We start from the raw sequence: 22,662 nt of genomic DNA, 5'->3' as shown, positions 1-22,662 counted from the left end.
ATCATGTTAGAAGCAACCCCCAAAGAAGTTGTAGAACGTAAAGCGCTACGGGTTAACCCCGCCAAAACGTGCCAACCCATCGGGGCTATGTACGCCGCATTAGGAATTCATGGATGCTTACCCCATTCCCATGGCTCACAAGGATGTTGTTCTTACCATAGATCGCACCTAACTCGTCATTATCGCGACCCGATTATGGCAGCAACCAGTTCGTTTACTGAAGGTTCAGCGGTCTTTGGTGGTGGTGCAAACTTGCGCCAAGCTTTCACGACTATGTACAAACTGTACGACCCTGATGTAATTGCGATTAATACCACCTGTCTGTCAGAAACCATTGGGGATGATATTCCGACGTTGATTCGGGAAGCGCGGGAAAGTGGGATTATCCCAGAAGGTAAAGTGGTAATTCATGCCAATACCCCCAGTTATGTGGGAACTCATGTGACGGGTTGGTCTAATATGACGGCTGGGATTGTCAAGTACCTTTCAGAGAAAACTGAAACTCCCCAACAGCAAATTAATGTGATTCCGGGATATGTAGAACCGTCCGATATCCGCCAGATTAAGCATCTCCTCGATCAAATTGGGGTGAACTCCGTGGTCTTCCCAGATACCAGTGATGTAGTGGATACGCCGCAAACGGGAACATTTGAGATGTATCCCAAGGGAGGAACCTCAGTGGAAGCGTTGCATACTACTGGCGATAGCATCGCAACTCTGGCTCTGGGGCCAGATGCCTCGAAACAAGCGGCGAAAGAACTGGAAAATAAATGCAAGGTTCCCTATCAGTTGTTGGATTTACCCATCGGTATTGCCGCAACGGATCGCTTTATCCAAGCGATTATAGAAACCACAGGTGCAGCTGTTCCAGAGTCCTTGAAAGATGACCGGGGTCGGTTAGTAGACCTGATGACGGATATGCAGCAATATCTCTATGGCAAGCGAGTGGCTTTAGCTGGAGATCCCGATCAAATTGTTCCCTTAACTGAGTTTCTCGTCAGTTGTGGTGCTAAACCCATGTATGTAATCACTGGAACAGCTTCCAAATATTTCACCACACGCTGTAAAGAAATCTTGGAAGAATGGGTTCCCGATGCGATCGTCAAAGATGACACAGATCTGTTCTATCTACATCAATTGATCAAGACTAATCCTGTTGATTTACTCATTACCAACGTTTATGGCAAATATATTGCCCGTTCGGAAGATATCCCCTTAGTCCGGTTTGGTTGGCCGATTTTAGACCGTGTTGGTCACAGTTTCTTCCCCTCTGTTGGCTATAAGGGAAGTATGCATCTGTTGTGCAACATTATCAACACGATTTTGGAGCGCAAAGATCGGGATGACCCCGATGAAATCTTTGAGTTAGCTCTGTAACATTAATTGCTCAAGGGTGAGGGGGTATGGTCTAGATCCCCCAACCCCGTATTCGTGTCAGCAACAGCCGATTCAGGTCGGCTCTGTCTCAACCTTTGTGTCTAAATCAGGAGGATATCATGAGTAAACTAACGAAACCCGAACACCACATTTTTGTTTGTAATTCTTTTAGAACCAAGGGAGAAGCTCAGGGCGTTTGCAACAAGAAGAAGGCAGTGAGTTTAATTCAGTATCTCGAAGGTGAATTGGTCGATCGCGGACTCGATAATGTCTTGGTCTCTTCTACCGGTTGTCTGAAACTCTGCGATCATGGCCCCGTGATGATGGTCTATCCAGACAACTATTGGTACGGGGAAGTGGATGAGGATGCGATCGATGAAATTCTCGATGCACTTGAAGACAATCAACCGGCTGAAGAATACTTATTTGCCACTTAAAGCCATCCCCACGAGTCAGGTTGGGGACAGCCATAACCTCCCTTTGTCAAGGAAGATTTATACCCTCAAGGGCGCAAGCCATGCGCCCTTCCTTATTACTTCTCATTCGGACAAAATTATGACTGGAATTTTAAGAGAGCGAGAGCAACAAATTCACCGCAAAGGAAATAGCCCTTTTGAGTTTGCTTGCAATAAAGAAAGTTTGGCGGGTGCGGTTAGCCAAAGAGCTTGTGTTTTCTGTGGTTCTCGCGTCGTTCTTTACCCCATTGCCGATGCCATTCATTTGGTTCATGGCCCCATTGGTTGTGCGGCGTATACTTGGGATATTCGTGGCGCGCTCTCTTCCGGCCCAGAATTACATCGACTCAGTTTTTCCACGGATTTACAAGAGCGAGATGTGATTTTTGGTGGTGAGAAAAAACTCGACCAAGCCCTATGTGAATTAATCGATCGCCATCATCCCAATGGTGCATTTGTCTATTCAACTTGTATTGTGGGTATTATTGGAGACGACTTAGAAGGAATTTGTAAACGAGTAAGCCAAGAAAAAGGCATTCCGGTTATTCCCGTACAGTCCGAAGGCTTTAAGGGGAATAAACGAGCCGGATATAATGCCGCTTGTCGAGCCATGTTTCGCTTAGTGGGCATGGGCGATACCACCGGCATTTCTCCCCACAGTATTAATATTTTGGGTGACTTTAACTTGGCTGGAGAGATTTGGATTATCCGTGAATATTTTGAGCGAATAGGCATTCAAGTAGTCGCTAATATTACTGGAGATGGACGGATCAAAGACATTCAGCGATCGCATGGTGCAGCCTTGAATGTGGTGCAGTGCTCTGGGGCAACCCTGGACTTAGCCAAAATGATGCAAGAAGACTATGATGTCCCCTTCCTGCGAGTCTCTTATTTTGGCATTGAAGATATGGCAGAAGCCTTATATTCAGTTGCTCGGTTCTTCGATGACGATCCCACCATTTTGCAACGAGCGCAAGAGTTAGTGCGCTCTGAATTATCCACCCTTTATGGACAGTTGAACGAATACCGCAAAGACTTAGAAGGAAAAACCGCAGCCATTTATGTCGGTGGTGCATTTAAAGCCTTTTCCTTAGTCAAAGCCTTCCGGTTATTGGGGATGGATGTGGTCATGGTAGGCTCACAAACCGGAACCCAAGCAGATTATCAAGAACTGCATGAAATCACCGATGAAGGAACCATTATTGTTGATGATTCTAATCCCTTAGAATTATCTGGTTTTTTGAAAGAAAAGGATGTGGATATTTTTGTGGGTGGAGTTAAAGAACGCCCCATTGCCTATAAATTGGGGATTGGATTCTGCGACCACAACCACGAACGAAAAGAAGCCCTGGAAGGATTTGTCGGAATGCTCAATTTTGCCAAAGAAGTTCACTCTACGGTGATGTCTCCCATTTGGCAATTTGTGCCTCGACGTAACCAGCCGGAGTAATCGACAAATTTTGATCGTTGCAATTTGGGAGAGGGAAAAATCATGGGTAAAATAAAAATCAAGCAGAAAACCGAGGCTTATGTCTCCACAACCAATGCCTGCAAACTCTGTAAACCTCTAGGAGCTTGTATTGCTTTTCGAGGCATAGAAGGATGCGTTCCCTTCTTGCATGGATCTCAAGGCTGTGCAACGTATATGCGCCGTTATATTATTAGTCATTTCCGAGAACCGATTGATATTGCCTCGTCTTCTCTGAGTGAAAAACATGCCGTCTATGGGGGCGGGCCAAACTTGAAAAAAGGTATTCTCAATGTCATGGAGAAATACCATCCCGATGTCGTGGGAATTGCCACCACTTGTTTAACGGAAACCATCGGCGATGATGTGAAACGATTCTTATTGGAATTTCAAGAAGAATTTGGTCAAGAAGAGGAGCCATTACCGACTTTGGTACGGGTGGCAACTCCGAGCTATAGTGGCACTCACGCGGAAGGATTTCATGCCACGGTTAAAGCAGTCATTGAACAATTGGTGGGGGTAGAAAGTTCGGCTCCTTCATTTTCCTGTTCCTTGAATGTATTGCCGGGTTTAGTTTCTCCGTCGGATCTGCGCTATCTGCGAGAAGTTGTCCAAGATTTTGGCATTAAAGCTACCATTTTACCCGATTTTTCCGATACATTGGATGGGCCGGCACAACTGGATTATTTGAGTATTCCTAAAGGAGGAACGCCAGTTCGTGACATTCGCGCGATGGATCGGGCGATCGCCACTTTGGAACTCGGACGAGTCTTGCAAGGCACAGGCAGCACCGGAGGAGAAGTGTTACGCGAGCGTTTTAACCTACCATTGCACCCCTTGGGACTCCCCATCGGTTTGCGAGAGAGCGATCGCTTCTTTAACACCCTGCAAGAACTCACCGGACAACCCATCCCCCAAATTCATGCATCCGAGCGGGGACGGTTAGTCGATGCCTATGTCGATGCTCACAAATACGTCTTTGGTAAACGCGCCGTAGTCTACGGAGAGGAAGATTTAGTGGTAGGATTAACCGCTTTCCTCGCAGAAGTCGGCGTTAAACCCATTCTCTGCGCCTCTGGTGGCAATAGCGGCGAACTTTCTGCCGCCATAGAAGCCGTCACCGCAGATATCGTCAGAGAACCCGTCCCCGTCCGCGACAATGTGGATTTCTACGAAATTGGCGAACAAATTGACCAAATTAAACCCGATTTGATCATTGGCACCAGCAAAGGATATCCCATTGCTCGCAAACATCAAATTCCCATGATTCGCGTCGGTTTCCCCATTCACGATCGCTTCGGAGGACAGCGCCTACTGCACCTCGGCTATCGTGGAACCCAGCGCCTGCTCGATCAAATTGTTAACGCCGTTATCGACAAAAAACAAGCCGATTCCCCCGTGGGGTATGGCTATTTGTAGACAGCGAGGGGGACGGTGATGGGGGGATGCGGAGACACGGAGAACTCCCTATTCCCTATTCCCTATTCCCTATTCCCCATTCCCTAAACCAACCATCACGGAGAACCGAAAATGACTACCGCCATTGATTACGAAAAACATCCTTGCTTCAATGTCGATGTAAAAGGACAATATGGACGAGTTCATTTACCCGTCGCGCCGAAATGTAATATTCAGTGTAATTATTGCAATCGCAAATATGATTGCGTGAATGAAAGTAGACCGGGAGTAACCAGTAATGTTCTCTCTCCAGAACAGGCACTTTATTATATGAATGAAGTGTTGGAGAAAGAACCCCGAATTACTGTGGCGGGAATTGCCGGCCCGGGAGACCCCTTTGCGAATCCAGAGCAAACGTTACGGACGATGGAATTGTTGCGGGAAGAATACCCGGATTTAATTCTTTGTCTGTCGAGTAATGGACTGAATTTAAAGCCGGAATATATTGCCAAAATTGCGGAAATTGGGGTCAGTCATGTCACGGTTACTATGAATGCAGTAGACCCGGAAATTACGCGCAAGGTTTATCGTTGGGTTCGGGATGGCAAGACGGTTTATCAAGGCTTAAAAGGAGCTACCCTGCTGCTGGAGCGGCAATTGGAAGCAATTAAGAATTTGAAAGCTGCCGGGGTAACGGTGAAAATCAACTGCATCATCATGCCGGGAATTAATGACCATCATGCGGTGGAAGTGGCGAAAAAAGGAGCAGAATTAGGAGCGGATTTGTTCAATGCCATGGCGATGTTCCCGACTCCAGATACTCCTTTTGAGGAATTGACTGAACCCAATGGCAAGATGATGAATCAAATTCGCAAAGAGTGCGAACAGTATTTACCACAAATGCGCCATTGTACGCGCTGTCGGGCTGATGCAGTCGGACTTTTGGGTGAAGACCGATCGCAGGAATTTGCCGGTTGTTTGGCAGAGTCTTCCAAACGGAAAATCCCCCAACAAGTCAGTAATCGCCCCTATGTTGCTGTAGCAACTGTTGAAGGCGTTTTAGTCAATCAGCATTTGGGACAAGCGCCACAATTGCAAATTTGGGAACAAACAGAAAATGGATATAACTTGGTTGAAGAACGGTTAACTCCAGAAATGGGAACCGGATTTGAGCGCTGGCAAAAGTTAGCCAATAACTTGCAAGATTGTCGGGCTATTTTAGCCAGTGGCATGGGAGAAAATCCCAAGCAAATCTTAAGTCAATGTGGCATTACGCCGATAGAACTGAGTGGGTTTATTAATCTGGGATTAAAAGCCGTGTATGACGGGGAAGACCTGTCAAAATTCAAACGGCGCAAACAAACTGAATGCACTCGACTCGCCGCAGCCGCTTCTGCATGTCAAGGAGATGGCTTAGGTTGTGGTTGATTTCAAAATTCAGTGAGGAATGGACTCATGGTGAATGAAACGATAAGTTCTAGTGTTCCTGGCTATTCTGATGAGCCGGGGCGATCGCTCTGGCAAGAGATTTGGCTCGATTTTCAGACGATCTTCGAGCGCGATCCAGCCGCGAGAAATACCTTAGAGGTGTTGTTCTGTTCCCCCGGATGGCACGCCTTGATTTTCTATCGCATTGCCCATTATTTGCACTGTCGCCATATTGGGTTAATCCCTCGCCTCCTATCGGCGATCGCTCGGTTTTTCACGGGTGTGGAAATTCATCCCGGCGCTCGTTTAGGACAGAGCATCTGTATCGATCATGGTATGGGGGTGGTGATTGGAGAAACGACAATTTTAGGTGACTATGCCCTCATTTACCAAGGGGTGACGTTGGGAGGAACGGGGAAAGAACAAGGGAAACGCCATCCTACTCTCGGACACCATGCCATTATTGGTGCAGGAGCCAAAATTTTAGGGAATATCCAGATTGGTAATCATGTTCGCATTGGTGCCGGGGCAGTGGTTCTCAAGGATGTTCCCCATCATTGCACGGTGGTGGGAATTCCGGGTCGCGTGGTGCGAAATTATGGCAAATCCCTCGATCCGTTAGCTCATGGAAATTTGCCCGATGTTTATGGAAGTGCGATCGCCACTTTAAGAGATCGCCTGGAATCCCTGGAAGCCCAATTACAGGAGAGGATTACCCATGAGTATTAATATTAATGACACTACCTTGAGGGATGGAGAACAAGCGGCTGGAGTGGCGTTTACCCTGGCGGAAAAAGTGGCGATCGCCCAATTCCTCGATCGCATGGGGGTTCCAGAACTGGAGATCGGGATTCCGGTAATGGGAGGTGAAGAGGCAGATGCCATCCGGGCGATCGTTGATTTAGGACTCAAAGCCGACTTACTCGGTTGGAATCGGGCTAAAATTGAAGATATTCAAGCCTCCCTTGCCTGTGGACTGCATCGAGTTCATATCTCGATTCCCGTTTCCGACATTCAGATCCAGGTGAAGTTTGGCGGCAAGATATCTCAACTGTGGCGACAGCTAGAGGAAAGTATTACTTTTGCGATCGATCGTGGACTCTATGTTTCCGTCGGAGGAGAAGACTCTTCCCGCGCGAACCCCGAATTTTTGAGTGAAGTGATTCAAAAGGCTCAAGATTGGGGAGCCAGTCGATTTCGATTTTGCGATACGATCGGCATTCTCGATCCCTTTGCCACCTATGACACCGTTAGCCAATTGGTACAACAGTTTACCCTCCCAATCGAAATGCACACCCACGATGACTTAGGTATGGCAGTCGCCAATAGTTTAGCTGGAGTCAAAGCGGGAGCCACCTCCGTCAATACCACTGTTAACGGGTTGGGAGAACGAGCCGGAAATGCAGCCTTAGAAGAAGTGGCGATCGCCCTCAAACATCTGTACGGGATAAAATCAGGAATTGATACCCATCAGTTACGAGATATTTCTCAGTTTGTACAGCAAGCTTCGGGAGATACTCTCCCTCGCTGGAAATCAGTCGTTGGCGACAATGCCTTTACCCATGAAGCGGGGATTCATGTTAATGGCTTGCTGAAAAATCCTCACACCTATCAAGCTTACGATCCGGCGGAACTTGGATTAGAACACCAATTAGTTTTAGGCAAGCATTCGGGGCGATCTCTGTTGTACAATTTACTTCAAGAGCAGCAGATTACCCTCCAACAACAAGAAGTGCAACACTTGCTCGAACAGGTTCGCGCTCTCGCCATTCAATTGAAACGCGGATTAACTCAACAGGAGGTGTTAGATCTGTTAAATCACACTAATCTCCCCAATACAAAGGAACTCCACTCCTCTTAGCGTCATATCAAGTCCGATTAAACCGCTATAGCAGAGAAAGAGTGGGTTAGGACTCCGGTTCAATACTAAAATCTAGCACCTATTCCCCATTCCCTATTCCCTATTCCCTATTCCCCATTCCCTAGCGCGCAGCGCTATATCGCTTCCTCCATGCTTTTTTATCAGGATATCCTTACTTTGAACAACTCATCTCTTCCCCAGGATTGATAAAGAAGTTGTTAAAATGGTAGTGTCCAATACTAGAATTCTAGTTAAACGACATCCAGTCAACGCACAAGTCCATCAAAGTTAGATCAAAACACGATAAGAAAGCGGCTGAGGAAACTATTGATGAAAATCCAGTTAGAAAGTAACTATTTTGATGAAAAATGCCAATGCCATCTCTGTGGTACCATTTTCTTTGCCGAAGAAATCATTGCCCGAGCCTATCGCAGTTCTGATGAATATATCACAGATGTATGTCCGCAATGTCTAGCATCAGGAGATACAGGAATCAGTCACAGAATCCGAAAACAAGCTGACTATTTACGTCGTTTAGCCAGCGAACTAGAAAAATTAGCTGATGCAGACATTGAAACTCCCAGTTTTGAGCATTTTCAAACCGTCAAGCAGTTAACCAAATCCATGCTTTAAGCTATTGATGCTCAACTCTTCTAAGCGTTAAAAAATTCTCGTTTATCCTGGTTATCTAAACATTCTCACAACCTTGGGGGTGACAATCGTGAAAAAACGAGGATTTTTTTATCTCATTACAGCTCTAACCCTTACTGTCTGTATAAGCTGTAGTTCTGGAAATCCTGATACTTCAACCCAAACCCAGCTAACCGTATCTGTCGCTGCCAGTCTTCAGGATGTCATGCGTCCCATTGCCCAAGCCTATCAACGACAGGCATCAGATACTCTCATTGCTTATAACTTTGCTTCATCCGGAACCCTGCAACAACAAATTGAACAAGGCGCTCCAGTGGATGTCTTTATTTCTGCTTCCCCTCAACAAATGGATGCCCTAGAGCGCAAGAATTTATTACAACCCAAAACTCGGAAAAATTTACTCAAAAATCAAGTTGTTTTAGTGACTCCCAAAACAAAAAACTCGATTAAAGCGTTTGCCGACTTAACTCAAGAGCATATCGCTAAAATTGCTCTAGGAAATCCAGAAACAGTCCCCGCAGGACAATATGGAAAAGAAGTCCTCACTCAACTCAAGCTATATGAATTGCTGCGCCCCAAATTTGTCTTAGCTAAAGATGCGCGGCAAGTCCTCTTTTATGTCGAATCGGGAAATGTGGATGCGGGAATCGTTTATCAAACGGATGCGATCCTCTCTGATAAAATAACTATCGTTGCCACAGCTCCCGAAACCGATCATTCTCCCATTCTTTATCCCGTTGCTGTTTTACAGCAGACAGAATCTCCCGAACCAGCCCAACATTTTATTGATTTTCTCTGGACAGAATCTGCACAATCTATTTTCCAAGAATATGGATTTCAACTGGCTCAATAGACTGTAAAAAAACTCTAATTTTGTTCTCTATGATACTCTTTTTCTCTGGCAATATCGATAGAATACAGATCGATTTATAAACCCAATAAATTTAATGAAAATTAGCGCTCGTAATGCCTTAAAAGGAACCGTGAAAAAAGTGGTCACTGGAGCAGTGAATACTGAAATAACTTTAGAAATTGCGTCCGGTGTAGAAGTCACTGGAGTGATTACTAAAGCGTCCGCCGAAAACTTAGGATTAGCAGAAGGAAAAGAAGCGTTCGCTGTGATAAAAGCTTCTGATGTAATATTTGCTGTGGATTAATACAGCAGTTTCCTTTGCTATGGGGTACATCAATGGCGGTAAAGATAGCTAGAATAGCTCACTTGCTAGATTAAATCTGTTATTTATTCCCCCATTCCCCTATTCCCCCATTCCCCCACGGACTTGCCATGATCGATAACTTTTCTCCCTTGTTTATCTCCCTGAAAACGGCAACGCTTGCCACGATGATCACTTTTTTCCTAGGGATCACTGCTGCTCACTGGATATTCCGGTATCGGGGAAAAGCCAAATCGATTTTGGATGGATTATTTTTATCCCCCTTGGTTTTGCCCCCTACCGTTTTAGGCTTTTTCCTCTTGGTTATATTCGGGAAAAATACGCCAATCGGGTCTTTTCTTGCCCAGTTTAACATTTATATTGTCTTTACCTGGTATGCCACTGTGATTACAGCAACGGTGGTGGCATTTCCACTGATGTACAAAACGGCATTAGCTGCCTTTGAACAAATCGATCGCACGATTCCCCAAGCGGCTCAAACCCTGGGCGCAAGAGAACAGACGATCTTTTGGCGCATTAGTTTACCTCTGGCGTTCCCTGGTTTGATGGCGGGAGCGACTTTAGCATTTACCCGTGCTTTAGGGGAATTTGGGGCGACGTTAATGTTAGCGGGAAATATTCCCAACCAAACCCAAACGATTCCGATGGCGATTTATTTAGCGGTGGAATCGGGTTCGATGGAAACAGCTTGGTTTTGGTGCATGGTAATGCTTGGTTTGTCTCTGTTGATGGTAACTTTAGTCAATTTATGGCGTAAGTTTCAGAGTAAAAGTTGGAAGACGCTTTCTCCAGCGTCACTCTCCTCTCGGCAAGTCAATCGTCGAGTTTATCGAGCGTCTGAACCGTATTTGAGCGTGCAGATTCGCAAAACACTCTGCGAGTTTGCTTTAGATGTATCATTTACTAGCAGCGATCGCCAAGTTTTAGGGATTTTAGGCAGTTCTGGTGCAGGTAAAAGCCTGATTTTACGCTGTATCGCGGGCATAGATACCCCAGATTCCGGTCGCATTGTTCTCAATGGTCGAGTCTTATATGATTCAGAACAGGGAATTAATCTGCCTGCCTCCGAGCGCCGCGTGGGGCTTGTCTTCCAAAATTATGCCCTATTTCCCCATCTCACTGTCGCGGAAAATATTGCCTTTGGTATTCCCAAATCAGTGAACATGACTCGCGCGGATATCGAAGCGCAGTTAGCTGCGGTATACTTATCGGGATTTGGCGATCGCTATCCCGAGCAACTCTCTGGAGGACAACAGCAACGAGTCGCCTTAGCCAGAGCTTTAGCCAGTCAACCGGATATTCTCCTCCTCGATGAACCCTGCTCCGCCTTAGATACCTATCTGCATTTACAGATGGTGAAATTATTAGTCGATCGCCTAGAGAGTTATCCTGGAGTGAGCCTGTTTGTCACCCATAATCTGGAAGAAGCCTATCGCATTTGCCAAGACCTCTTGGTTTTAGATCGAGGAGAGGCGATCGCTTTTGGCAGCAAAGAAGATATCTTTACCGAACCTCGCTATGAACCCGTGGCTCGAATCACCGCTTGCAAGAACTTCTCCCGCGCGACTGTCGTTGAAGATCGGCAAATTTTAGCCATTGATTGGAATTGTGCCTTAACCACCCATAAACCCATTCCCGATACATTGACTCAAATTGCCATTCGAGCGCATCATATTACCTTTGTTGCCGATCTTAACCAAGAGAATACCTTTGAGTGCTGGTTAGCCGACACCAGCGAAAGTCCTCACCGGATGACGTTATATCTCACCTTAAATCGTCCCCCGAATCATCACCGCGACTACCATCTCCAGGCAGAAATCTTTAAGGAGAAATGGGAAACCTTGCAAACCCAACCCACTCCCTGGTCTGTCTGTCTGCGATCGGAGAAACTGATATTACTGCAAGAGCCAAGGGTTGGTGAAGTGAAGGGGCGATCGCTCAATCCCAACTCTCCTCCTTCAATTAAAAATTAAAAATCTTATACTACAATCTGCTCTTTAGTAATCAAACGACTTGCCCCAATAGGGTGGGGAGTTATATTGTCTAAGTTAAAGTCAAACTCACTAACAACCTCTTGAGCAACACCGCTGCTATTAGCCAGAGTATTTAAAGTTTTCGAGTTAACCAATGCAATTCCAGTCACCTGTAATAGTGGCTGATTGCTCTGATTATAGCCATGGCCAGTCACCTTAGCCAAACAATCAATATCCAGTGGCCCGCCCAAGCCTTCATGTCGATTAACATTGTTGGCAATTCGGTATCGAACTAAGGAATTAACCGGGTGATTTTTTTGCAATTCCTTGAGTTTGATTGCTAACTCTTGTTGATTCGTTCTCTTGTTGTAGGCACGACCCCGAAAACCTCGCCTGGGACGTTGGACTTCATTATTTACAGGGACTTGTTCCGAGCGTATATCCTTTAATGTCTCTAAGAAACTATTGACATTGCGGCGTGACTCTAAGACATGGGCGCGATTTCCACTGCCCGGTAATTTAACTGTTCCACCTTTCAAGAAAGTATCTTGCCTTGGGCTAATATACTGGTCTTTATGATCTAAGAAGCTACGCTGTTTATCCACTCCAAAATCAAGGTCTTCGTTGGGGGCAGTTGTATCCAGTTTATTACTTTGAATTTGGGAGATAATTTTGTTAGCTCCAGCAACCATTTTTGGCCCAATTCCACGATTTTTACTAAAGGCCCAAGGATATTCTTCACGCAGCGCACTCATAGCCTGATTTCCTTCTATTCCGCTTAACATCCCTTGTATATCTTGATCTAGAAGGATATTTTTGACTGTATCCCAATCTTCAGGGTTTAAGGATAGCCCCAAGCCAAAATTCATCAGAGTATCCTTTACCCACAGGTCTTGAACATCTTTGACATGGCTGGTGAGTAGTTCCATTTCCTTATATTTTTTCAACCATGTATATTTTTTCGTGTAATTATTTTTCGCCGACCCCCTGTCGCGTATACCCGTCCCATCGCTGCCGGGAGCTTCTTTATTTTCATACCCTTTCCAATACTGTTTCCAATTGCCAAACATTTTTGTCGCTTTACCTTGTGCTGCAAGTTCTCTGCTTTGGAAAGGGACAGAGACAATCCCACTTAAGGTTCGTGCCAGTTGATTAAGAAACGTTTTTAACTCAGAAGAGAGTTGATTATTGGTTAATTCATTTCCTTTCTCTACCAATTTAGCTTTAATCCCCATTTGTAGTTTGCCAAACGCAGATATCTTTGAACTAACAGCCACATTAGGAGCGCGGCTTTTATCGATTACTTTTGCCAGATCCTTACCGCTTAGAGCAACATTAGCTTGGGGTAAAATACCACCATTTTTCAGCGCTGGTTTTAAGTGTATTCCAGGAATTTTATCGACTCTAGTGATTAGTTTATTCCCTTTGAATGGATTGCCGAATTTTAAACTCGACCAAGAATGGAAAAATCGCTTAAATGCATTACTCCTCCTCGTATTGTCTGGAGTTCGCTGTTCACTGCCAAGGTCGGGTCTTCTTGTCAGCTTGAATGTAAGATTGGAGGAGCCTTTCATTGTGCTGACAAACTCACCAATAGTTCTGTCTTCTGGATTGACAGCCCCTTGCAAATCCATGGAAATTAAACGATTAATTTTGGCCAGATCTTCAGGAACAGGGATGGAACTTCCCTGGCCAATGGTTTCTACAAGAAAAGGAGGACTGACCAGTTCAAGAGCATTATTGGCATCGGTCTCTAACTTAAAATTGATCCCAGTAAAGGGCATATGCTCGCTCGATTCACCAATTTCCACATGATCTAATCCCCGCAGTGGCCCATCCTTCATTTGGGCAAATTCATGTTCAAACCCTACTGTTGTGTAGGTCTTGCCATCTTGAATTCCATTCGCTTTAACATCGGCTTGTAAACCAATTTGCTGCTCGACTAATTGTCCGAGATTATTGGCTTCTATCTTACGTTGGATCATTGGGGAACCCGAACTATGGGTATTCTGGCCTTTGAGTTGTACGGAAACGGGTTGATTTTGACTGATTCGTTTTTCGTTATCTTGGGCATCTTTTTCTAAGGTATCGTTGATGGGAGTGTTGGGAATGGTGGGTTCCACATCCATGTTATGTTGTTGCACCACATGGGTTGCCTCATGGGTCAACACTTTAGGGTCTTTGGCTACCTTGGACTGGACGACAATATGTTTTTTCTGGGTGGTATAAGCTTGAGCGCCAATGCTTTTGGCTGCGGTATCATCGACATGAACTTGAGCTTCTCCCACTTCTGGATGGCCTTGCTGGGTAAAGTTGTCTACAATTTCATCCGGTAGGGGAGAGCCTTTCCCTGTGGGGTATAGATTGACCGATTGTTGTTCTTGACCTTCATTATCTCGCTGCACAACTTGTTGTCGGGCCTCTCGCTCCATAATCCGTTGTAGGATATTGCCATGACGCACTAGGGGGCAATTTTTACCCATGGCATATTGATTGTCTTCTCGTTGGATCGGGTTAGACTGGGCTTGCACGGTGCGGTCTGTTTTGCCTTTACCTTGAGATGGAACAATTGAACGCTTCCTGATCTGCATCTGTCCACGTGCCATAAGTTTTTCTCCGATCGCCCAATAATTCAGTCCATTCTTCCATTTTACAATGTAGGTTGGTCAATGACACACGCCCTGATTATTCCCAAACAGCTATAGCAGAGAAGGAGTCAGTTAGGACAGTTAGGTTATGGTTTGAGGCAATAGGCAATAGGCACGAATCGCAATATAAAATGTCCTAAATCTCCTTTTTTCAGCCATAGAAAAATGCCTTCAACCCGATACTTTAGACAGTGAAACGATATTACCAGGGTTTACCTTAGGGGTGGGCAATATGTGGGCTAAGTCTGATTAAACTCTATGGGTAATGATTCACTATTGATCTGTATTTCCTCTCTCGTCAACCCCTGATGTTGACGAGAGAGAAATCATCACTTTAAGTTTAGACCTCTTGCATAATTGTGCAGAAAATAAATGGCAATGGAGTAATCCTGCATTCTTACCCCTATTCCCTATTCCCTATTCCCTATTCCCTGACTTCTGCAAGAAGTCTTTTAAAGAGTGGTAGAAATGGCTTGGACGGGACAAGCGACGATACATTGTTCACAAACGACACAGCGCGATCGCATAAAAGATAGCTGAAACGTCTCTGGATTGAGGGTGAGCGCTTGAGTGGGACAGACTCCAGTACACAGTCCACAATCAACACAGATTTCTTCATTAACAATAATCTCGCTGGTAGCTTGAAAGACTTGAATACTTTGCGATCGCATCCATTCAATTGCATCCTCGAGTTGATCGATGTCTCCAGAGAGTTCTAGCACCAGCTTTCCCACTTGATTGGGAGCCACTTGAGCGCGAATAATATTGGCAGCGACATTAAAATCCTTAGCCAAACGGTAGGTAACTGGCATTCTTACCCAACGCTGGGCAAATGTAAGGGTGACTCGTTTTTTCACTGCTTTACCCCCTAATTTGGTAGAATTTGACTGTTTATATCCGATAACAAATTTTTTTTAACTGTATCATTTCTAATCCCTTATGGCGATCGCAATCGATTTTGGCACTTCTAATACGGTCATTACCCGCTGGAATCCAGTGACTCAAACCCCAGAAATCCTCAAAGTCCCTGGATATTCCCTACAACAGGCTCCCAATCCTCCCCTAATTCCCAGTCTCGTCTATGTGGAAAATGCTGAGTTGGAACAAGTGATTATTGGCCAACCCGTGCGCGATCGCGGTTTAGATCTGGCTCAAGACACTCGATTCTTTAGTCACTTTAAGCGCGGGATTGGAACCCCTATTCAGGGATTTTTACCCCAACTCGATGGAGTGACGATTCAGTTTGAACAAGTGGGCACTTGGTTCCTAACTCATTTGTTTAATCAAATTAATCTGGAAGAGTCTCTAATTGTGACTGCACCAGTCGATGGTTTTGAAACCTATCGTCACTGGTTAGGGCAAGTTTGTCAAACTTGGTCGGTGGATAAAGTCAGGATGATTGATGAACCGACAGCAGCAGCATTAGGCTATGGCGTGGGCGATCGCAATTTAATTTTAGTCATAGACTTTGGCGGCGGCACATTAGATTTATCGCTGGTGCAACTGAATACCAATGGAATTAAAAGTGAAGGAAAAGCGGCGAATCCCTTGGGATTTGTTCTCAAATGGGGTGAAAGATCGTTTGGGGAAAAATCGGGTCAACAGGTGAAAACCGCGCGGGTGATTGCTAAAGCGGGTTTGAATTTAGGGGGTTCAGATTTAGACCATTGGATTACAGATGAATTGATTGCCCAGTATGACTTAGTTCAATCTTTGTCTTTAACTCGATTAGCGGAAAAACTGAAAATTCAATTGTCTTCCCGTACCACAGCAACAGAAGTTTATTTCGATCGGGATTCTCTAGAGAGCTATGAGTTAAAACTGACTCGTAAACAGTTTCAATCGATTTTAGAAGACCGTAAATTCTTTAGTCAACTTAATACGATTATGGCTCAAGTGCTGCAACAAGCAACCCGTGAGGGAGTGAATAAATCCCAAATTGATTCGGTGTTATTGGTGGGTGGAACTTGTCAAATTCCAGCGGTGCAAGATTGGATTAAGGGCTATTTTGAGGAAAAACGGATACGTTGTGATAAACCGTTTGAAGCGATCGCTGAAGGTGCGCTGCAATTGGTTCAGGGAATTGAATTACAGGATTTTCTCTATCATAGTTATGGCATTCGCTATTGGAATCGACGCACAAAAGGTCATAGTTGGCATCCGATTATACCGGAAGGACAGCCCTATCCCATGTCTAAACCGATTGAGTTAATGTTAGGGGCTTCCGCAGAAAATCAACCTAAACTTGAGTTAGTTTTGGGAGAATTAGGCGCACAAACCGGAGGAACAGAGATCTATTTTGATGGCGATCGCCTGATTACCCGCATTTTGACCGGCGATAAGCGCTCGGTAACACCCTTAAATGATACAGAAAATGCCCGTACTATTGCTAACTTGAATCCTCCCGGTATTCCTGGAAGCGATCGGATCAGAGTATTGTTTCAAGTCGATCGAGAGCGATTTTTAAGAATTACGGTGGAAGATTTGCTCACCAATCAAACTTTGCTCAATAATCAAGTTGTGGTTCAATTAAGCTAGATTGGGTAATGGGTTATAGGTAATAGAGGGAATTTCTATCTCATGTCTTTGAACACTTTTCCGGTTGGCGATCGCCAAAAAATCAAACTTTTAGTCTTAGATATTGATGGCACGATCTCCGGGATCTCAAACCAAGTCCGTCAACCGGTGATTGAAGCCATCGCAAAGGTAAAACAACAGGGAATTCCAGTAGCGGTGGCAACAGGACGCATGTTTTGCTCGGCTTTGCGCTTTTATGAGGCGATCGGTGCGGGACTTCCTCTGATTTGCTACAATGGAGCCTTAATTCAAGACCCAGAAACGAACAAAGTTCACCACCATTTTCCTATTTCTATTCCCTTAGCGGGACAAATTCTCGACTTTTTAGAACAACCCCAATATCGAGATCAAATGACGGTTCATTTTTATATTGATGATTGTTTGCATGTGCAAGATATGGGAGAAGATACCCGCAAATATCTCGACCGAACTTCTGCACCGATTCGGGTGGTAGACAGCTTAAGAGAACGGCTGACAGTGGAACCGACCAAAATTTTAGCCCTGAGTGAGAATCTGGAGTTAATTGAAGAACTTTCAGCGGATATATGTGCGACTTTTCCTCAAGATAAACTGCATTTTACTAAATCTTCCCCCAATTTTTTCGAGATTACCCATCCCTTAGCCAATAAGGGATTTGCAGTGCAATATTTGGCAGAAACCGTATTGGGATTAAAATCAGAAAATGTGATGGCGATCGGCGATAATTTTAATGACTTAGAAATGATCGAATATGCTGGAATTGGTGTTGCCATGGGAAATGCTCCTGCTCCAATTCAGAGGATTGCAGATTGGATTGCTCCCTCCATAGAAGAGGATGGTGTGGTGACAGCTTTAGCTCAAATACTGAATGGAGGGATCCGGATTGATGGTAGATTAGGGCGCTAAAACGGTTGAAGTTGGACTCTCCGACAAAAGGGGGGCATCAACAATCTGGTCGAGTTCCACTTGAGGATGAGTAAGGATACTTTTCCAATCGGTCGTTGCTTGAGCTTGTTCTTCGCTCGATGTGGTTTGGCGCAACTGAGCTAAAGCCATGAGTAAATCGTACCATACACCCGCTTGGGCATAGATTTTAGCGCGATCGCGATCGGATTTTGCCTCCTCCAATTTGGCTCTTAAGGTGGCTTGTTCTTCTGTATTTGTGGCTACCTGAATCCAGCCCTGGGCATAGTCGCTAAAGGTATTATTACAAACGAGCTGAAAGGCCCACAAATAAATTTTTCCCGCCTCCAGTTTAGGGATCTCAGGATGTTCGCCCAGGGAAACCCCTAAGATTCCTGATTCTTGATTTAGGGATACAGGACTCTTGAATTCAGCTTTCAAAAATTGATCTTGATTGTGATGAGCGAGATTGGCTAAAGTTAAGCCAGATTGAGCTAATTTTTCTTGGTCTAATTCTTGCAAAATCAGTATCCCTTGATCTGTGGTATGCTGAGGCAAATACACAAATAGAGTAGGGGAATCTTTGAGGGTACGACCGATATTAAATTTAGGAATAATGGGTAAGAGTTGACCGCTTTTATCGGTAATACAGGGGCCGCGGGTTCCACCTGCTTGACGGCGGCTCGGTAATCCAATGTCTTCTGGAAGGTCTAAATCTTCTAGGGCTAGACTGGGTAAGGGGAATACCGTCACGCCTAAAGCTAAAAGGGTCGCTAAAGTCCCTTGAAGACGAGGCCAGGAAATGGAAGGTAACCAGGAAAATAGCATAAACAATCGATCCTCATCAGAAAAAAACAAGACGAAAAACCACTATCCGATCTCCTTTTAGTTTAACGTCAGTTTTGGTTAAGCGATCGCGATTGCTTGCGGTTGGAAGTCTCGGATATGGTTCCTTTGCCTTGCGCCTTGTTGGTTAGCCTGCCAAACCTCTCCCGTATTCACATCTAGAGCCGTTAACCATCCTTCACCACAGGCCCAAGTATCGATACAAATAGCGTGACCTAAATTAACCGGTTGACCATTTTTTTGGCTCGTATGACCGCAGATCATCACCTTACCGGACTGATGGGGACGAGGCGATTTAAACTTTTGCCAAAATAGATTGTCATAGGGTTGTTGATCGAGGGGAAGATCCGGATCGGCAGTTGCGTGGAGAAAAAAGCAATCTTCGGTTTCCCAATAGTTTAAGCAAGTTTGGGCTAAAAAGCGGTAGTGGCGATCGGGAATATCTGTGATGTTGATGGGTTCCCCATTCTCTTGAGTGCCATAGGAAGCCAGGGTTTCTGGAGTAATGCGATCTTGAGCAACCTTCTCTTCAGGAAGCGATCGCGCCAATAGGAACATTAAATCATGATTGCCTCGAATCGGCACTAACTGACCCTGTTCGTGAAGCGCAATCAATCGATCTAACACTCCCTTCGTATCCGGACCCTTATTCACGTAATCTCCAAGAGTAACAATTACATCATAATTTTGGAGATGCACCCAATTTAATAAGCTATCCAAAGCAGTGGAGCAGCCATGAATATCACCTATAGCTAAAATTCTCATATCACAATTCCATGAGACAACAGGCTCAACTCAAGCACATCTATATTGTATAACAAAAATTCTGAGTAATTTAGTCGTAACGTGAGTTGATAACCCAATCCTACTTTTCTGTATTTTTAGGGGCGGGCAAGGTGGGCGAGCGATCGTAGGGCATCGGAATATACTGAACACTGGGTCGCCGATTGGTTGGTTGAGGATACAAATCCATTAACCCATAAATCTCTTTTGGTAACCCCGTCACCACAGGTAACCCCAAGGCTTTCGCTTCCTCTGGGGGGATGGGATAATCATGGGTGACTTTACCCGTGGTTAATTCTTCAATAATCCGATTGATGTTCTCAGGAGCGATCTTTTGCTGGGGAATATCATCTTCTAATAATTCGCGCACAAACCGTTTGACTTGTTGAATGGCTTTACGGGATAAATCCGCCATAATCAACGTTCGATCGTCAATTTCTCCTAAAGGTTTATCTTCTATAACTTTGAGAATACTAGCAGCCGGGAAATTCCCCAGTTGCGGATCGACGGGTCCTAAAACTGCATTTTCATCCATAACAATTTCATCGGAAGCTAAGGCTAACATCGTTCCTCCACTCATGGCGTAGTGGGGAATAAAAACTGTAACTTTGGCTTGATGGCGAATCAGGGCGCGGGCAATTTGTTCAGTGGCTAAAACCAAGCCTCCTGGGGTGTGTAAAATTAAGTCAATGGGAACATCAGGAGGTGTTAACCGAATGGCTCGCAGAATTTGTTCTGAGTCTTCAATACTGATATAACGAGACAGGGGAACGCCGAGTAAATTAATCGATTCTTGACGGTGAATCAGCAAGATCGCTCGACTGCCCCGTTGTTGTTCAAAGGCGGTTAGGGTTTGGATCCGCCGGCGGATAATTTGCCGTTGTTGCCAAGCGGGTTGTATGGAAATCAGTAGAAGGACAATGAGGATGATATCGAAGAAGGTGAAGGACATAAATTAGTTAAAAATTTAAAATTAATGATGGTAAGATTCAGTTAAAATTGGGCGCGGACGGTGAAGGTGTAATCACCGCCCGGTTCTAATTGATAATCTCGTTGTTCTAAAAATCGCCCCAGGGGTTCTTGAATGAGAGCGCGTCCTAGGGAGGGTTTAACGAGGAGTTGTCCATGGCGAAAGAGCCATTGAAATTCCCATTGATATCGATCGGCTAAGACTTCTCCTTCTAGTTTGCCTTGTTGCCAAGAGTGGCGCAATACGCGGACGTAAACGGTGGTTTCGGGTAGGCGCTGAGAACTCATATCAATTCAACATTAAAAATTTGATATCGCGATCGCTCTTCACTATGCAGCAAACAGTCGGTTGTTATACAAGTTCATGGCTTTTTCTATCCCTTGTTTGAGGCTGATTTCTACAGCATCGGCTGCTCCTGGAAGTACATCATTGATGATTTTGGCTTCTGATGGGGAAAATTTGCCTAAAACATGGGATACGGTGTCTTTGCTCCCGGTGTCTGGAGATTTGGAGGAGCCGATCCCCACTCGCAGACGCGGGAAGTCTTGGATTCCTAAGTGGGCGATCGCACTTTTCATACCATTATGACCTCCAGCGGAACCGGATAGGCGCAGCCGTATCCGTCCCACGGGTAGATCCATATCATCATAGACAATGAGGACTGAATTGGGCGGCAGTTTATACCAATCTATGACTGCGCGAATTGATTGCCCGGAGCGGTTCATATAGGTGGAAGGTTTGAGCAGGCGCAATTTCTGCCCGTTGGCAAAGGGCGCTTCAGCAAACCATCCATGAAATTTTTTGTTGGCACTCCCGGAGGTATTCCAGCGCCGGGCTAATTCATCGATGATGTCAAAGCCGATGTTATGGCGAGTGCCATCGTATTGAGTGCCCGGGTTGCCTAAACCGACAATCAGTTGGGGGATCGCAAGAGCCGGTTGCGGTTTGGGATTTGGCGATCGCTCGCTATTCATGGTTATTCGTTAGCTAGTTGAGGTAGAATTATTACTTGCTGTTGACGTTTCTTGAGGTTCGCTTTCAGGGGTGTTACTCACTTCAACACTCGGTTGAATGCTAGGTTGTTCTTTTACCGAGGCTTCAATTTGGGCAGCTTCGCGCTTAAATTCCTGTTCAAATTCTTTCGAGGCTTGCTGGAAACTACGGATAGTTTTGGCGATCGCCTTGCCCATTTCTGGTAATTTCTTTGGCCCAAAGATCAACAGAGCTACAACCATGATCACAGCCATTTCCGGTAAACCAATGCCAAAAATATTCATGCTCTTCTGTTCTCCTAAATTAACTCGCGTGAAAAACGGTTTTCCCGTTACCTTTCTGCCGCGCAAAGCGCTGTAAAAAAACCCGGTTTATCAACTAAACCGAGTTTTCAGGAATCACTAAACGTTCTGAGTAAACGTTGGTTACTGTATTATGATTGCCGTATTCTACCGACCGAGAGTTGTCCAGTCTACGTCTAATCCTTCCAGAAGAAGGGATGAGTTGTAGATTTGGAGAATAATCAGCAGAAAGACTAAGAACAGTAGCATAAACACTCCCATTAGGGGGGTTGTTCCCCAGCCGGGGGCTACCTTACCATATTCCGAGTTCAGGGGTCTGAGGATGTCTCCTAAACGGGTACGTTGTGCCATGGGTCTCCTATTATTCCGTTTCAATTTTCTGATTTTACACTGGTGTGGGTCTGGCAGAACTGCGAATCCTTAAGGAATCTGGCTCAACCTGATCGCTCCCAAATGTAAATTTTTGTAATACTATATTTAAGGATAGTATATCTTAGTTCAAAAACCTATGGAAACTGCAACGGTTCTTAATATCGGCATTGTAGCGATCGTCTTGGCCTTAACTTGTGTTTCTTTATATACCTCGTTTGGCCCGCCCTCGGAAGCCCTAGACGATCCCTTTGAAGATCATGAAGATTAGGAAGATACAGCGCTTCGCGCTGTCATGAAGTACGCAATCAGCCCGCCATCGCTGGAACTGCTGGATTGATGTTGTACCTCATAGCAGAGGAAAGTGCTGTATCCCTCTTCTGTCACTCTCCGAAAAGCTAAAGCTTTTCGGAATCGTAGAGTGTAGACAAGGCAGGCGATCGCGCCATTTTTTCTGCATATCAATTCCCAAGAGTATGCATATGGGCAAAAATGAGATCGCCACA

General features: G+C 45.1%; 23 protein-coding genes. 14 read left to right on the top strand and 9 right to left on the bottom strand.

Going from position 1 to position 22,662, the window contains the following annotated elements; all coding sequences use genetic code 11:
* Positions 1-3 precede the first annotated feature (3 nt).
* The 11 genes from nifK to modB all read left to right on the top strand — a co-directional run bounded on the left by nifK (position 4) and on the right by modB (position 11,786).
* Complete coding sequence (gene nifK, locus J7545_RS19430; protein WP_318698728.1) at positions 4-1,377, top strand: nitrogenase molybdenum-iron protein subunit beta; 1,374 nt, start codon at positions 4-6, stop codon at positions 1,375-1,377.
* 119 nt (positions 1,378-1,496) lie between these two features.
* A complete protein-coding gene (locus J7545_RS19425; RefSeq protein WP_318698727.1) occupies positions 1,497-1,814 on the top strand; it encodes a (2Fe-2S) ferredoxin domain-containing protein in 318 nt (105 codons plus the stop codon).
* 118 nt (positions 1,815-1,932) lie between these two features.
* On the top strand, positions 1,933-3,282 hold the full coding sequence (gene nifE, locus J7545_RS19420) for a nitrogenase iron-molybdenum cofactor biosynthesis protein NifE (protein WP_318698726.1): 1,350 nt from the start codon (positions 1,933-1,935) through the stop codon (positions 3,280-3,282).
* A gap of 42 nt (positions 3,283-3,324) precedes the next feature.
* Positions 3,325-4,719: a nitrogenase component 1 gene (locus J7545_RS19415; RefSeq protein WP_318720023.1), complete on the top strand. Its 1,395-nt coding sequence runs from the start codon at positions 3,325-3,327 to the stop codon at positions 4,717-4,719.
* 111 nt (positions 4,720-4,830) lie between these two features.
* Positions 4,831-6,126 carry a nitrogenase cofactor biosynthesis protein NifB gene (gene nifB / locus J7545_RS19410; RefSeq protein ID WP_318698724.1) on the top strand — a complete coding sequence of 432 codons (1,296 nt, stop codon included), beginning with the start codon at positions 4,831-4,833 and terminating at the stop codon, positions 6,124-6,126.
* Between the two features lie 27 nt (positions 6,127-6,153).
* Positions 6,154-6,855, top strand: a complete 702-nt coding sequence (gene cysE, locus J7545_RS19405) for a serine O-acetyltransferase (protein WP_318698723.1) — start codon at positions 6,154-6,156, stop codon at positions 6,853-6,855.
* Positions 6,845-7,987 (top strand): homocitrate synthase, encoded by a 1,143-nt coding sequence (gene nifV, locus J7545_RS19400; protein WP_318720022.1) that lies wholly within the window; start codon positions 6,845-6,847, stop codon positions 7,985-7,987. Before cysE ends, nifV begins: the two co-directional genes overlap by 11 nt.
* 330 nt (positions 7,988-8,317) lie before the next feature.
* On the top strand, positions 8,318-8,620 hold the full coding sequence (locus J7545_RS19395) for a hypothetical protein (protein ID WP_318698721.1): 303 nt from the start codon (positions 8,318-8,320) through the stop codon (positions 8,618-8,620).
* Between the two features lie 79 nt (positions 8,621-8,699).
* Positions 8,700-9,491, top strand: a complete 792-nt coding sequence (gene modA, locus J7545_RS19390) for a molybdate ABC transporter substrate-binding protein (protein ID WP_318720034.1) — start codon at positions 8,700-8,702, stop codon at positions 9,489-9,491.
* Between the two features lie 94 nt (positions 9,492-9,585).
* Positions 9,586-9,795: a molybdopterin-binding protein gene (locus J7545_RS19385; RefSeq protein ID WP_318698719.1), complete on the top strand. Its 210-nt coding sequence runs from the start codon at positions 9,586-9,588 to the stop codon at positions 9,793-9,795.
* Between the two features lie 128 nt (positions 9,796-9,923).
* Entirely contained in the window at positions 9,924-11,786 is a 1,863-nt protein-coding gene (gene modB, locus J7545_RS19380) for a molybdate ABC transporter permease subunit (RefSeq protein WP_318698718.1), read from the top strand.
* Between the two features lie 5 nt (positions 11,787-11,791).
* Here the strand turns inward: modB and J7545_RS19375 are convergent, their stop codons facing one another.
* Both J7545_RS19375 and J7545_RS19370 read right to left on the bottom strand, forming a co-directional pair.
* Positions 11,792-14,392, bottom strand: a complete 2,601-nt coding sequence (locus J7545_RS19375; RefSeq protein ID WP_318698717.1) for a DUF4157 domain-containing protein — start codon at positions 14,390-14,392, stop codon at positions 11,792-11,794.
* Positions 14,393-14,886: 494 nt separating this feature from the next.
* Complete coding sequence (locus J7545_RS19370; RefSeq protein WP_318720021.1) at positions 14,887-15,291, bottom strand: NIL domain-containing protein; 405 nt, start codon at positions 15,289-15,291, stop codon at positions 14,887-14,889.
* 82 nt (positions 15,292-15,373) lie between these two features.
* On the opposite strand from J7545_RS19370, the gene J7545_RS19365 reads away from it, so the two are divergent.
* Together J7545_RS19365 and J7545_RS19360 are read left to right on the top strand one after the other, a co-directional pair.
* Positions 15,374-16,972, top strand: coding sequence for an Hsp70 family protein (locus J7545_RS19365; protein WP_318698715.1), 1,599 nt, complete (start codon positions 15,374-15,376; stop codon positions 16,970-16,972).
* 42 nt (positions 16,973-17,014) lie between these two features.
* On the top strand, positions 17,015-17,896 hold the full coding sequence (locus J7545_RS19360; RefSeq protein WP_318698714.1) for a Cof-type HAD-IIB family hydrolase: 882 nt from the start codon (positions 17,015-17,017) through the stop codon (positions 17,894-17,896).
* Here the strand turns inward: J7545_RS19360 and J7545_RS19355 are convergent.
* From J7545_RS19355 to psbH, 7 genes are all read right to left on the bottom strand, one after another.
* Positions 17,885-18,721: a DUF928 domain-containing protein gene (locus tag J7545_RS19355; RefSeq protein WP_318698713.1), complete on the bottom strand. Its 837-nt coding sequence runs from the start codon at positions 18,719-18,721 to the stop codon at positions 17,885-17,887. The genes J7545_RS19360 and J7545_RS19355 overlap by 12 nt on opposite strands.
* Before the next feature lie 78 nt (positions 18,722-18,799).
* Entirely contained in the window at positions 18,800-19,504 is a 705-nt protein-coding gene (locus J7545_RS19350; RefSeq protein WP_318698712.1) for a metallophosphoesterase, read from the bottom strand.
* Positions 19,505-19,604: 100 nt separating this feature from the next.
* The gene (locus tag J7545_RS19345; RefSeq protein ID WP_318720020.1) at positions 19,605-20,474 is read right to left on the bottom strand and encodes an SDH family Clp fold serine proteinase; all 870 of its coding nucleotides are present in this window, start codon (positions 20,472-20,474) and stop codon (positions 19,605-19,607) included.
* Positions 20,475-20,515: 41 nt separating this feature from the next.
* Positions 20,516-20,779 (bottom strand): DUF3146 family protein, encoded by a 264-nt coding sequence (locus J7545_RS19340; RefSeq protein WP_318698710.1) that lies wholly within the window; start codon positions 20,777-20,779, stop codon positions 20,516-20,518.
* Positions 20,780-20,821: 42 nt separating this feature from the next.
* On the bottom strand, positions 20,822-21,466 hold the full coding sequence (gene pth, locus J7545_RS19335; RefSeq protein ID WP_318698709.1) for an aminoacyl-tRNA hydrolase: 645 nt from the start codon (positions 21,464-21,466) through the stop codon (positions 20,822-20,824).
* Positions 21,467-21,475: 9 nt separating this feature from the next.
* Complete coding sequence (locus J7545_RS19330; protein ID WP_318720019.1) at positions 21,476-21,769, bottom strand: TatA/E family twin arginine-targeting protein translocase; 294 nt, start codon at positions 21,767-21,769, stop codon at positions 21,476-21,478.
* A gap of 165 nt (positions 21,770-21,934) precedes the next feature.
* Positions 21,935-22,138: a photosystem II reaction center phosphoprotein PsbH gene (psbH, locus tag J7545_RS19325; RefSeq protein WP_283760581.1), complete on the bottom strand. Its 204-nt coding sequence runs from the start codon at positions 22,136-22,138 to the stop codon at positions 21,935-21,937.
* 157 nt (positions 22,139-22,295) lie between these two features.
* On the opposite strand from psbH, the gene psbN reads away from it, so the two are divergent.
* Positions 22,296-22,427, top strand: coding sequence for a photosystem II reaction center protein PsbN (gene psbN, locus J7545_RS19320; RefSeq protein ID WP_318698707.1), 132 nt, complete (start codon positions 22,296-22,298; stop codon positions 22,425-22,427).
* The last annotated feature ends 235 nt before the right edge of the window (positions 22,428-22,662 follow it).

The organism is Roseofilum sp. SBFL, from assembly GCF_017746885.1.
Classification (GTDB): domain Bacteria; phylum Cyanobacteriota; class Cyanobacteriia; order Cyanobacteriales; family Desertifilaceae; genus Roseofilum.
This window is presented reverse-complemented; position numbering and strand designations above follow the sequence as displayed.